Annotated in this window: 4 protein-coding genes; 2 read left to right on the top strand and 2 right to left on the bottom strand. The window is 74.2% G+C overall.

Annotated elements, in window-relative coordinates:
- Positions 1-2 precede the first annotated feature (2 nt).
- Both AC6JBM_RS00330 and AC6JBM_RS00325 read right to left on the bottom strand, forming a co-directional pair.
- Entirely contained in the window at positions 3-980 is a 978-nt protein-coding gene (locus AC6JBM_RS00330; protein WP_497981597.1) for a carbohydrate ABC transporter permease, read from the bottom strand.
- Positions 981-1012: 32 nt separating this feature from the next.
- Complete coding sequence (locus AC6JBM_RS00325; RefSeq protein WP_497981596.1) at positions 1013-2281, bottom strand: ABC transporter substrate-binding protein; 1269 nt, start codon at positions 2279-2281, stop codon at positions 1013-1015.
- A gap of 548 nt (positions 2282-2829) precedes the next feature.
- Between AC6JBM_RS00325 and AC6JBM_RS00320 the strand changes: the two genes are divergently transcribed.
- Positions 2830-4584, top strand: a complete 1755-nt coding sequence (locus AC6JBM_RS00320; RefSeq protein ID WP_497981595.1) for a non-ribosomal peptide synthetase — start codon at positions 2830-2832, stop codon at positions 4582-4584.
- Positions 4585-4618: 34 nt separating this feature from the next.
- Positions 4619-13069: a non-ribosomal peptide synthetase/MFS transporter gene (locus tag AC6JBM_RS00315; protein WP_497981594.1), complete on the top strand. Its 8451-nt coding sequence runs from the start codon at positions 4619-4621 to the stop codon at positions 13067-13069.
- Positions 13070-13279 lie beyond the last annotated feature (210 nt).

Genomic DNA, 13279 nt, shown 5'->3' with positions numbered 1-13279 from the left:
CGTCATGCGGAGCTCCGGATGCGTCGGGACAGCAGGTAGTTCACACCCACCGCCAGCACGATGATCATGAACATGGCCCAGGAGACCGTGGCGGCGTAGGAGTACTTGCCGTGGGTCCAGAACTGCTCGTACACGTACATGGCGAGGGTCTGGAACTCGCGGGAGTCACCGCCGGTCGGGCTCATCCCCGGGTTGAACATCAGTGGCTCGGTGAACAGCTGGATCGTGCCGATGGTCGACATGATCACGCTGAAGATGATGGTCGGGCGCAGCGCCGGGACGGTGATGGTCCGGAACTTGCGGAACTGCCCGGCGCCGTCGAGGTCGGCCGCCTCGTAGAGGTCGTCCGACACGGCCTGCAGCGCGGCGAGGTAGATCAGGGAGTTGTAGCCGGTCCAGCGCCAGGTCAGGATGACGGCCAGCGCCAGCCACGACTGCCAGGTGCCGGACTGCCAGTCGACCTTGCCCAGCCCGACCAGGCTGAGCACCCAGTTGATCAGGCCGAGGTCCCGCCCGAACAGCTGGGCGAAGATCAGCCCGACCGCGGCCACCGAGGTGATGTTCGGCAGCAGGACGCCCATCCGCAGCAGGGTGCGGGCGCGCATCCGGCGATGCAGCAGGTGGGCGATCCACATGGCCAGCAGCAACTGCGGCACGGTGCTCAGCACGCCGATCGCGACGGTGTTGAGCAGCGCGTTCCAGAAGTAGTCGTCGTGGATGAGCCGCACGAAGTTGCCCAGCCCGACGAAGGTGTGCTCGCTGCCGGGGATGTCGCGGTTCCACTGGGTGATGGCCATCCAGCCGGTGTAGAGCAGCGGGAACAACCCGAACGCCGCGAACACCACGAAGAACGGTGCGATGTAGAGGTACGGCGTGCCGCTCACGTCGAACTTGCGGCGCAGGTCGGACAACCGCCCGGCCTTGACCGGCGCGGTCTCCCGCCGCTCGGTCCGCACCGGCGGAGGTGCGATGACTGCCATCAGGCTCGTCCTTCCTTTCTGCTGCTCGGTGTTTACGGCTCGGTGGCGTTCGCGACGTCTTTGAGGACCTGGTCCCACGCCTGGCCGGGTTGCTGCTTGCCCTTGTCGACCCGGGTGATCCCGAGGCCGATCAGCGGTCCGATGTCGCCGTCCTTGGGGCCCTGGTACTGCGGCCGGAGGGTCCTCGCCGCCCCGGTGAAGATCCGGCCGGTGGGCGCGTTGTTGAAGAACGCGTTGGTGTTGCCCAGGACGGCCGGGTCGTTGTAGAGCGCGGCCTGGCTCGGCAGGTGGCCCTGGGTGCGGAAGATCCAGCTCGCCTGCTCGGGTGCGGTCAGGAACCTGGCGAGCTCGGCGGCCTCCTTGCGGTGCTTGCTCTGCTTCGGCACGGTCAGGAACGAGCCGCCCCAGTTGCCGCTGCCGCCGGGGATCGTGGCGATGTCCCACATGCCGCTGGTCTGCGGCGCGTTCTGCTTGATGGTGTCGGTCATCCACGCCGGGCAGACCACGGTGGCGAACGACCCCCGCTGGAACCCGGCGTTCCACTGCTGGCTGAACGTCGCCAGCTTCGCCGACTCGCCGGCCTGCACGGCCTCGACCGCGAGGTCGAATGCGTTCTTGACGGCCGGATTGTCCGCCACCACCACCTTGTTGCCGGGGGCGGTGTAGCCGACCGGTGCCTGGCCGATGATGGCGTTGAAGATGTTGGAACCGGAGTCGAACCAGGCCACGCCGCCGGGCGTGTTGGCCTTGAACCGCTTGCCGGTCGCGATGTACGACTGCCAGTCCGGCCACAGCTTGGCCACCTGGTCGCGGTCGGTCGGCAGGCCGGCCTGCGCGAACAGGTCCCGGCGGTAGCACATCGCCAGGCCGCCGACGTCCGCTCCCAGCCCCATCAGGCTGCCGTCGGGGCCGGTCGCCTGCTGCGACTTCCACGGCAGCCACTGGCCCGGGTCGGCGCCGTAGTCCCTGAAGTCGACGAACTTGTCGGACATGACCTTGAACTGCGAGATGTAGCCGCCGTCGATGGCCTCGATGTCGCCGGTTCCCGATCCGCCCAGCAGGTGCGCCTGCAGGTTCTTGTGGTGGTCGTCGTACGAGACGATGTGCTCGACGATCTTGACCCCGGGATGGCTCTGTTCGTACTTGGTGTACAGGTCGTGGTAGCCCAGGTCGCCGAAGATCTCGACCACGAGCTGCGTCTGGCCCGGCGTGGCGGAGCCGCACGCGCCTACCGTCGTGGCGACCAGCGCCAGGCAGCCCAGCATCAGCGCGATCAGCGTTGCGGGCCGGCGGGTACGCATCGGAACTCCTCCAGGTGTGTTCGGACTGCTGGCAGGATCGGATGCGCAGGAATGAGTTCACGGCATCGCCGCACGACGAGCGCGTCACCGAATCCGGGGGGGGTCGGCCCAGGGGGCCGTCGCCGGCCCGGTCGACCGGGCACGGACGCGAGGCCGCGGCGGAGGCGCTAGCAGGACGACGGCTTCATGCAATGCGATCATCAGCGCAGTGCACCCGGCCTCCGCGGCGGCAGTCGGCGCCGGCCCGCGATGCATCTCACGGAAGCGGCCCAACTTCCGGGAACTGTAGCCCGCTCGTTTTGGTCCTGTAAAGCCCGAATTACGGAGAACATTCGTATTGTCCGCTCGGCAACTATTGAGCAGAGAAAAAGGCCAGCTCAGCTGGCCTTTTTTGCCGGCATCCGGCACGGAAGGCTCGCGATAGCCAGAACTTAGCGTTCGGTTAGCGGGGGTTGGTAGGTTTGCGGCCGCTCGACGGTCTCGGCTCCCTGCGCCGACGAACGCGTGACGCTGACGCGGATCCGGGCCTCCGGGAAAGGAGACTCCGCATGCCCGACCGCATCGAGGTGGCGTTCGCCCGGCAGGTGCGCCGGACGCCGGACACCGACGCGCTCGTGGTCGGTACCCGCCGGTTCACCTACCGCGACGTCGATGCGCGCGCCGACGCGGTCGCCGTCCAGCTGCGCAGCCAGGGCGTGGGCCGCGACGAGTACGTGGGCGTCTGCCTCGACCGCGAGGAGTGGCTGATCCCGGCGCTGCTCGGGGTGCTCCGGGCGGGCGCGGCCTACGTACCGATGGACCCGGCCCATCCCGCCGAACGACAGACCTTCGTCATCGACGACGCGCGGCTGCGGCACGTCCTGGTGGACAAGCGGCAGGTCGACGCGGCGTGGCTGGGTGACGCCCGCCCGATGGTGCCGGGCGACGGCCCGGTCGCCTCGCCGGACGACGCCGGCGCCGACGGCCCGGCCGGCGGGGACGGACCGGCGTACCTGATCTACACCTCGGGGTCGACTGGAAAGCCCAAGGGCGTGGTCATCGACCACGGGCAGACGCTCAACCTCGTCCGGTGGGCGGTGGAGACGTACTCGGCCGACGAGCTGCGCGGCACGCTCGCCTCCACGTCGGTGTGCTTCGACGTGTCGGTCGTGGAAATGTTCGCGCCGTTGCTCAGCGGCGGCACGGTGATCCTCGCCGACTCGCTGCTCGCCCTCTCCGACCTGCCCGCCCGCGACGAGGTCACGTTCCTCAACGGGGTGCCGTCGGTGCTCGCCGTCCTGCTGGGCTCGCCGCTGCCGCCGTCGGTGCGCACGGTCAGCCCGGCCGGCGAGGCGCTGACCCGGGCGCTGGCCCGGCGGATCTACGCCAACCCCGGCGTCACCAGGTTGGTCAACTGCTACGGCCCGACCGAGTGCACCACCTACTGCCTCGTCGCCGAGGTGACGCGCGCCGACCTGGACGCCGCGCACGAGCCGCCGATCGGCGCGCCCATCGCCGGGGCGGTGGCGAGCGTGCGCGACGAGGAGGGGCGGCCGATGCCCGACGGCGCGGTCGGTGAGCTGTGGATCGCCGGGCCCGTCGTGAGCTCCGGATACCTCGACCGCCTCGAGCTGACCGCGCAACGGTTCCCGCCCGATCCCGACGACCCGGCCCGGCGGGCGTACCGCACGGGCGACCTGGTGCGCCGGGTCGACGGCGTCTACCACTACCTCGGCCGCAGCGACCACCAGGTCAAGATCCGCGGCATCCGGGTCGAGCTCGGCGAGGTCGAGGCGTTCCTGGCCGCCTGCCCGGGCGTCCAGCACGCGGTGGTGACCGCGCCGGCCGACGCCGCCGGCGACCGGCGGCTGGTCGGGTACGTCCAGGGCACCGGCACGGAGCCGATCGACGCGAACCGGTTGCACGACGACCTGAGCCGCCGGCTACCGGCCCACCTGGTGCCGAGCCGGATCGTGGTGCTCGACGAGCTCCCGCTCGGGCCGACCGGCAAGGTCGACCGGGCGGCGCTGCCGGTACCGGCCGACCCCACCCGGGTCCCGACGCCGCCGCGCACGCCCGTCGAGCGGTTCGTGGTCGGCGTCTGGGCCGACGCGCTCGGCGTCGCTGCGGAGACGATCGGCGTCGACGATCAGTTCATCCGGCTGGGCGGGCAGTCGCTGACGGCGGCCCGCGTGGTGGCACGGCTGCGGCCGGCACTGGGCTTCGCCGTGCCGGTCCGCCTGCTGTTCGACCATCCGGTGCTGGCCGACTTCGCCGCGGCGGTCGAGGAGCTGGCACTGACGGAACTCGCCCGCGAGGCCTGACCGGGCCCGGGCAACGTCCACGGGGGGCGGATCGATGACGGAACAGACGCGGGATCGGGCTGCGCTGCGCGCGCGCCTGGAGGCGCGGCTCGCCGCGTTCACAGCCGCCGAGCCGGCGGCGGAGCCCGACGACAGTCCACAGCCGGCGTTGCCGCTCACCGGCGCGGAGCGGGCGATGTGGCTCGCCTCCCAGCTCGACCCGGACAGCCCGGCCTACCACGTCCCGATCGTCGTGCGACTCGTCGGCCCGCTCGACCGGCCGGCGCTGCTCGCCGCCGTGCGCGACGTGATCGGGCGGCATCCCGCCCTGCGCAGCACGATCACGGTCGACGGCGGCACGCCCGTCGCCGTGGCCGCGCCGGCCGACGCGGTGCCCGTCGACGAGCGCGCGGTCACCCCGGACACGCTCGCCGCCGCGCTGTCCGACCACGCCCGCCGGCCGTTCCGGCTCGCCGCGGAGCCGCCGCTGCGCGTGACGCTGTTCGCGGCCGGCACCGGCGAGCACCACCTGGCGCTGACCGCGCACCACGTCGCCATGGACGACGCGTCGATCACGCTGCTGGTCGCCGAGCTGGCGGAGCGCTACGCCGGCCACCACGCGGGCGACGGCCCGCCCGCGCCGTTGCGGCCGGTCCGGGCGCGCGGACGGGCGCCGGAGCCCGACGAGGACGATCTGCGGTGGTGGACCCGGCGGCTGGCCGGGTTCGCGCCCGCGCCGTTGCCGGTCGGCCGGGTGACCGCGCCCGGCCGCACGCCCGACGATGCCGGGGCGCAGGTGCCGTTGACCGTGCCGGCCGCGCTCGCCGACCGGGTCCGCGCCGTCGCGGCCGCGCACGGCATGACGCCGTTCATGGTGCTGCTGGCGGCACTCCAGGCGATGCTGGCGCGCACCGGCGACGACCCCGACGTCGCCGTCGGCGTTCCCGAGGCGGGGCGCCGGGAGCCCGGCAGCGGGTCCGCGATCGGCTGTTTCGTCAACACCGTCGTGGTCCGCACCGACCTGTCCGGCGATCTCACCGGACGCGACGTGCTCTCCCGCGTCCGCGAGGCGGCCCTCGACGCCCTGAGCCACGCCGACGTGCCGCTCCCCCGGATCGTCGAGCTCGTCAACCCGCGCCGCGACGACGGCTCGACGCCGCTGTTCCGGGTCCTGCTCAACGTGGTCCCCGCCGACCCGCACCCGGCCACGTTCCCGGGGCTGGCCACGACGGTCACCGTCGGCGGCACCGACCGGGTCCGGTCCGACCTGACGGTACGGCTCAGCGACGCCGGCGACGGCCCGCTCGACGGCGTGGTGGAGTACCGGCTGCGCGACTGCGACGCGGCGGCCGCGCACCGGATCGCCGGGTGGTTGCTTGCCCAGCTCGCCGGCCTGACGTCCGATGTGGACAGTCCGATTCGGACGGTGCCGCTGCCGGGCAGCGTGGACCCGGCCGTGGCCGGTGCACCGGTGGACGCGCCGACCGGCACCCTGCATCCGATGGTCACCCGGTGGGCGGCGGCCACCCCGGACGCGACCGCCGTGGTCGCCGCCGACGGCACCCTCACCTACGCCGAGCTGGACCGCCGGGCGAACCGGGTCGCCCGTCGCCTGCTGGCCGACGGCGTGGCGCCGGACGCGCCGGTGGCGGTGCTCACCGAACGCAGCACCCACCTGCCGGTGGCGCTGCTCGGCATCCTCAAGGCCGGAGCGGCGTACCTGCCCGTCGACCCGACGTACCCGCCCGCGCGGCTGGCCGCACTCCTGCGGGCCGCGGGCGCCGCCACGGTGCTCGTCGCCGACGGGCTCGACGAGGCGCTGGCCGACGGGCTCGCCGACGCCGACCTGCCGGTCGCCGTGCGACGGCTGGACGATCCGGAGACCTTCACGGTGGGCCCGGACGGGGACCCGGGCGTGGAGTGCGACCCCGGCCGGCTGGCGTACGTCATCTTCACCTCGGGGTCCACCGGCACGCCGAAGGGTGTGGCCGTGGAGCACCGGGCGATCACCCGCTATCTCGCCGGGGTCGCCGACCGGCTACCGACCGGCGCCGCGTCGTTCGCCCTGGTCTCGACGCAGGCGGCCGACCTCGGGCTGACCATGCTGCTCGGTGCGCTGACCACCGGCGCGGCCGCCCACCTCGTCGACGTCGCGACGGCCACCGACGCCGCCGCGTTCGCCGGCTACCTGGCCCGCCACCCGGTCGACGTGCTCAAGCTCGTCCCCGGCCACCTGCACCTGCTGGCCTCGGAGACCGGCGCGGACCTCGCCGACGTGCTTCCACGCCGGCTGCTGATCCTGGCCGGCGAGGCGTGCCCGTGGGAGCTGGTCGACCGGGTCCGGGCCGCCCGGCCCGACCTCGCCGTCCAGGTGCACTACGGTCCGACCGAGACGACCGTCGCCGTCCTGGCCCTCGACGTGTCGACGGTGACCGACCGGGCCGGCGCCGGCGTGGTGCCGCTGGGCGGGCCGCTGCCGGGCGTGCGGTGCCGGGTCGCCGACCGTGCCGGCGCGCCGCTGCCCGCCGGCCTGCCGGGTGAGCTGTGGCTGGCCGGCCCGAGCCTCGCCCGCGGCTACCTGCACGACGACCGGCTGACCGCGCGGCGGTTCGTCACGGAGTCCGGGGTCCGCTGGTACCGCACCGGTGACCGGGTCCGCCTCCGCGCCGACGGCCACCTCGACTTCCTCGGTCGCACCGACGATCAGGTCAAGATTCAGGGGTACCGGGTGGAGCCCGGCGAGGTGGCCGCGGCGCTGCGCCGGCTCGACGGCGTGGACGCGGCGGTCGTGCTGCCGGTGGGCCCGCCCGGCGGGCGCCGGCTGGTGGCGTGGTTCACCGGCGCCGAGGGTGGCGGCCCCGACGAGGCGCGGCTGCGCGACGAGCTGCGCGGGCGGCTTCCGCGCTGGATGGTCCCGGCGTCGATCGTGCGGCTCGACGCCCTGCCGCTGACCCCGAACGGCAAGGTCGACCGGGCCCGGCTGCCCGAACCGGTGACGGCCGTCGACACCGGCCCGGTGTCGTTGAGTCCCACCGAGGAGGCGGTCGCCGCGGCGTGGCGCCAGGTCCTGGACGGCCGGCCCGGCGCGCCGGCCACCGGTGCCATCCGCCCGGACGACGACTTCTTCGCCCTCGGCGGGCACTCCTTCGCCGCCACCCGGGTCGCGGCGCTGCTGCGCACGACCACCGGCCGTGACGTGCCCGCCCGGCTCACGTTCCGCCACCCGGTACTGCGCGACTTCGCCGCCGCCCTGGACCGCACCGCACCACCCGCGAACGGCGTGGCGCCGGCGGCCGGCCAGCGCGGGCCCGGGACCGTGGTGCCGTTGTCGGCGGCCCAGGCCCGGCTGTGGTTCCTGGCCAGCCTCGACCCGGACAGCCCGACCTACCACGTGCCGATGGTCCTGCGTCTGCCGGCCGGCATCGACCGCACGGCGCTGCTGGACGCGGTCCGATTGCTCGCCGACCGGCACGAGGTCCTGCGCAGCACCGTGACCACGGTCGACGGGCAGCCGTGCGCCCGGATCGGCCGGGCCGCCGACGTGCCGGTCCGCGAGCGGGCGGTGCCCGCCGCCGACCTCGACCGCGTGCTGGCCGCCGAGGTGGCGCACCCGTTCGATCTCCAGCGGCACCCGGCGATGCGCGCCGTGCTGCTGCGGGTCGTCGACGGGGCCGACCACCTGGCGATCGTCTTCCACCACGTGGCCACCGACGCCTGGAGCCGCGGGCTGATCCTGGCCGACCTCGTGGCGCTCTACCGGTACCGCGTCGGCACCGGTCCGCTGCCCCCGCCCGCGCCGCAGTACGCCGACCACGCGACCGCGCTGCGCGCCGAACCGGATGGTCCGGCCCTGGACTGGTGGGAGCGGCAGCTGGCCGGGCTGTCCCGGCTCGACCTGCCGACCGACCGGCCGCCGCCACCCACCGCGGGCGGGGCGTTCGCCGCGGGCACTGCCGGCGCCGCCGTGCCGATCGAGGTGCCCGACGCGCTGGCCGGCCGGATCCGGGCGCTGGCGGGCAGCCGCGGTATGACGCCGTTCATGGTGCTGCTGGCCGGCCTCCAGGCGCTGCTCGCCCGGGTCACCGGTGCGAGCGACATCGCGGTCGGCGTACCGGAGACCGGCCGGCACGGCCCGGGCACCGAGGACGTCGTCGGCTGCTTCGTCAACACCGTGGTCGTCCGCGGTCAGGTCGACGCGGCGGCGACCGCGGGGCACCTGCTCGACGCGGCCCGGGCGGCGGCGCTCGCCGCGTTCGCCCACGCCGACGTGCCGTTCGACCGGGTGGTGCAGCGGCTGCGCCCGGACCGCGACGCCGGCACCGGCTCGCTGTTCCAGGTGAGCCTCAACGTGCACGACGCCGGCCCCACGGTGGTGGAGTTCGGCCCCGGGCTGCCGTCGGCGGTCGTGCCGGTGCCGGAGACCGAGGCGAAGTTCGACCTGTCGTGGCACGTCGCCGCCGACGGGACGGCGCTGCGCGGCAGCCTGACGTACCGGTCGGCGCTGTTCGACGAGCCGACCGCGCGGCGGCTGGTCTCCTGGTACCTCACACTGCTCCACGGCCTGCTGTCCACTGCGGACGTTGAGCTCGGCGCGATCCCGCTGGCGCCCGTCGATGGCCCGGCGCTGACCGGCCCACCCCTGCCGCACGAGGACGGCGTCCTGCATCCGCTCATCGAGCGGTGGGCCGACGCCACCCCCGACGCGACGGCGGTGGTGGCCGCCGACGCGACGCTCACCTACGCCGAACTCGACCGGCGGGCCAACCGCGTCGCCCACTGGCTCCTCGACCGCGGGGTGCGCGCCGACCAGCCGGTCGCGGTGCTCACCGAGCGCACGAGCCACCTCGCGGTCGCGCTGCTCGGCGTCCTCAAGGCCGGCGCGGCGTACCTGCCCGTCGACGCGGGCTACCCGCCGGAGCGGGTGCGGATGGTGCTGCGCGGCGCCGGCGCGGTCGCCACGCTCGCCGAACGCGAGTTCGCCGGCAACGCCGAGGGGACCGTCGCGGTCCTCGACGACGCCACCTGGGCCGGTCTGCCCACCCGCCGGCCCGACGCCGGAGTACGCCCGGACCGGCTGGCCTACGTCATCTTCACGTCGGGCTCCACCGGCGCGCCCAAGGGCGTGGCCGTGGAGCACCGGCACATCACCCACTACCTGGCGGCGGCGCTCGCGTACCTCGGCGCGGCCCCCCGCACGAGCTACGCGCTGGTCTCCACCCAGGCGGCCGACCTGGGCATGACGAACCTGTTCGGCGCGCTGACGACCGGTGCCGCGCTGCACCTGGTCGACCGGCAGACCGCCACCGACCCGGAAGCGTTCGCCGCGTACCAGGAGCGTGAGCGGGTCGACGTCCTCAAGTGTGTGCCGAGCCACCTGGAACTGCTGGCCGCGCACGGCGACCTGGGCCGGGTGCTGCCCCGCCGCGTGCTCATCCTGGCCGGTGAACCGCTGCTGTGGGACCTCGTCGACCGCGTCCGCGCGGCGCGGCCCGACCTCACGGTCGTCAACTCGTACGGGCCGTCGGAGACCACCGTCGCGGTGTCGATGTGCGACGTGGACGCGGTACCGCGCACCGGGTCCACGGTGCCGCTGGGCGAGCCACTGTCCGATGTGGACTTCTACGTCACCGACGCCGCCGGGCGGCCGCAGCCGGCCGGCATCCCCGGCGAGCTGCGGATCGGCGGCCCGACGGTGAGCCGGGGCTACCTCGGCCGCCCCGACCTGACCGCCGAACGCTTCCCGGTCGACCCGCTCGACCCCGCCCGCCGCTGCTACCGCTCCGGCGACCTGGTGCGGCTGCGGCCCGACGGCCAGCTCGAGTTCCGGGGCCGGGCCGACGACCAGGTCAAGATCCGGGGGTACCGGGTCGAGCCCGGTGAGATCGTCGCGGTGCTGCGCCGCCTGCCCGGCGTCCGGGAAGCCGTCGTGCTGCCGGTCGGCGAGGGCCACCAGCGCAGGCTCGCCGCGTGGATCACCGGGACGGCCGACGTGGACCAGGTGCGCCAGCGCCTGCGTCAGGACCTGCCCGAGTACGCGGTGCCGACCACCATCACCGGCCTGGACGCCCTGCCGCTGACCGCCAACGGCAAGGTCGACCGCGCGCGGCTGCCCGCACCGGCCGAGGCGGCGCCGGCCGCCTACGTCGAGCCGGCCACGGCGACCGAACACCGGGTCGCCGCCGCCTACGCGCAGGTGCTCGACGTCGAGCGGGTCGGCGCCACCGACGACTTCTTCGCCCTCGGCGGCGACTCCTTCCAGGCGGTGCAGGCCGCCCGCGCGGCCGATCCGGATCTGCGGGTCATCGACCTGTTCAACCACCCGACGGTGCGGGACCTCGCGGCGTTCCTCGACCGGCGGTCCGGCGAACCGGCCGGGCTGCTGCACCGGCTCGGCGCAACGGCCGGCACGGCCGAGGTCACCGTCGTATGCGTCCCGTACGGCGGCGGGTCGGCGGCGGCGTACCGGCCGCTGGCGATGGCACTCGGCCCGCGCGTGGCGACGTACGCGATCGAGTTGCCCGGGCACGACCCGGCCCGCCCCGACGAGCCGCTGCTGCCGCTGCCGCAGCTCGTAGACCGGGTGGCCGCCGAGGTCGCCGGGCAGTTCACCGGGCCGGTGGTGGTTTACGGGCACTGCGTCGGCACCGCGACGGCGGTCGCGCTGGCGCAGCGGCTCCAGGCCGACGGCGCCGAGCTGGCCGGCGTGGTGCTGGCGGCGGCGTTCCCGACCGCGCGGCTGCCCGGACGGCTCTCCGCGTGGTTCAACCGGGTGCTGCCCAGCGACCGGTGGATGTCCGATCGCGACTACCGCGACGTGCTGCGGGCCATGGGCGGGATGCTCGACGACCTCGACGACACCGACCTCCGGACGATGATGAACAGCCTGCGCCACGACGCCCGGCAGGCGCAGCTGTTCCACACCGGCGAACTCGCCCGCGCCGACCGGACCCGGCTGTCCGTCCCGGTGCTGTGCGTCGTCGGGGAGCGCGACCGCAGCACCGAGCTCTACCAGGAGCGCTACCGGGAGTGGGGCGCATACGCCGACCGGGTCGAGCTCGCCGTGGTGCCGAACGCCGGCCACTACTTCCTCAAGCACCAGGCGACGCACGTCGCTGAGCTGATCGGCGGGCGGCTGGCGGCGTGGCGGGCCGGGCGGATGCCGCCGCCGGTCGCCGACATGGCGGTCGCCGGATCGGCGGCCCGCCGCAGCCTCCGGGCGTTCTCCCTCGTCGCCGCCGGGCAGACGGCGTCGCTGATCGGCAGCGCGCTGAGCGCGTTCGCGCTCGGCGTTTGGGCGTACCAGACCAGCGGCCGCATGGCCGACTACGCGCTGATCACGCTGCTGGCGGTGATGCCGGCCATCGTCGGCGCGCCGGTCGGTGGCGCGGTCGCCGACCGGTTCGACCGGCGCCGGGTGATGCTGGTCTGCGACGCCGTCGCCGGGCTGACGGTGGCCGCGCTCGTCGTCCTGCTGTGGCTGGACAGCCTGCGATTGTGGCACGTTGCCGTGATCGTGGGGACGGGGTCGCTGGTCACGGCGTTCCACCGGCCCGCGTACCTGGCCGCGATCACGCAACTGGTTCCCAAGCCGTACCTGCCGCAGGCCAACGCCGTCGCCCAGCTCGGCACCGGGCTCGGCATGCTGCTCGCCCCGCTGGCCGGCGGCGCGCTGATCACCGCGTTCGGGCTGCCCGCCGTGGTGGGCATCGACGTGTTGACGTTCGTGCTGGGGCTGACCACGCTGCTGGTGGTGCGCTTCCCGGACCGGTTGTTCCGGCGCCAGGAGGAGACGTTCCGGCAGGCGATCGCGGGCGGCTGGCGGTACATCGTCCGGCGCCGCCCGCTCGTCGTGATGATCGTCTTCTTCCTGGTGGACAACTACCTCAGCTCGATCGCGACGGTGGTGGTTACCCCGCTGGTGCTGTCGATCGGTGACGCCGCGGACGTCGGCCTGGTGACGGCGGCGAGCGGCCTGGGTGCGGCGTTCGGGGCCGTCGTCATGGTCGTGTGGGGCGGCACCCGGCGGCGGGCCACCGGCATGGTCGGGTTCGTGCTCGGCGTCGGCGCCGGCATCCTCATCATGGGGCTGCGGCCCGCGGTCCTCGTCGTCAGCGTCGGGATCTTCGTCTGGTGGGCGTCGACGAGCATCCTCAACGCGCACTGGCTGGCGTTGATCCAGATCAAGGTCGGGCTGGAGCTCCAGGGCCGCGTGCTGGCGACCAACCAGATGCTCGCGGTCGCGATGGCCCCGGCCGGCTACGTCAGCGCGCCGTGGCTGGCCGACCGGATCGCCGGCACCGGGATCGGCCCGGTGCGCGGCATGAGCCTGCTGCTCGTGACCGTCGGCGCGGTGCTCATGGGATGGGCCGCGCTCGGCCTGCGGTACCGGCCGCTGCACCGGATGGAGGACGACCTGCCCGACGCCGTGGCGGGTGCGAAGATCGAGGGCGACCTCGACCAGGTGCAGGCCGAGGCGGACCGGGAACTGGCGTCGGTCAGGTCGTGACGGTGGTCGCCTGCGCGGCCTCGATCCCCTGCCGCGCCCGCTCGATCTCGTCGGCGTAGCCGATGGTCCGGGCGACGTCGAGCGCCGACCGGTGCTCCCGGGCCGCGTCGCAGTTGCCGGCCCGGCCAGGCGGTAGGCCTCGCCTAGGCTGTTCAGCACCGTCGCCGTGGCCTCGCTCGCGTCGCCGGGGAGCGCGGCCGCCTATCGGCC

Source organism: Dactylosporangium thailandense (genome assembly GCF_059739745.1).
This window is presented reverse-complemented; position numbering and strand designations above follow the sequence as displayed.

Coding starts and splice junctions, on each gene's coding strand:
- AC6JBM_RS00325 (WP_497981596.1), bottom strand. CDS start 2,281: ATGCGTACCCGCCGGCCCGCAACGCTGATCGCGCTGATGCTGGGCTGC.
- AC6JBM_RS00320 (WP_497981595.1), top strand. CDS start 2,830: ATGCCCGACCGCATCGAGGTGGCGTTCGCCCGGCAGGTGCGCCGGACG.
- AC6JBM_RS00315 (WP_497981594.1), top strand. CDS start 4,619: ATGACGGAACAGACGCGGGATCGGGCTGCGCTGCGCGCGCGCCTGGAG.
- AC6JBM_RS00330 (WP_497981597.1), bottom strand. CDS start 980: ATGGCAGTCATCGCACCTCCGCCGGTGCGGACCGAGCGGCGGGAGACC.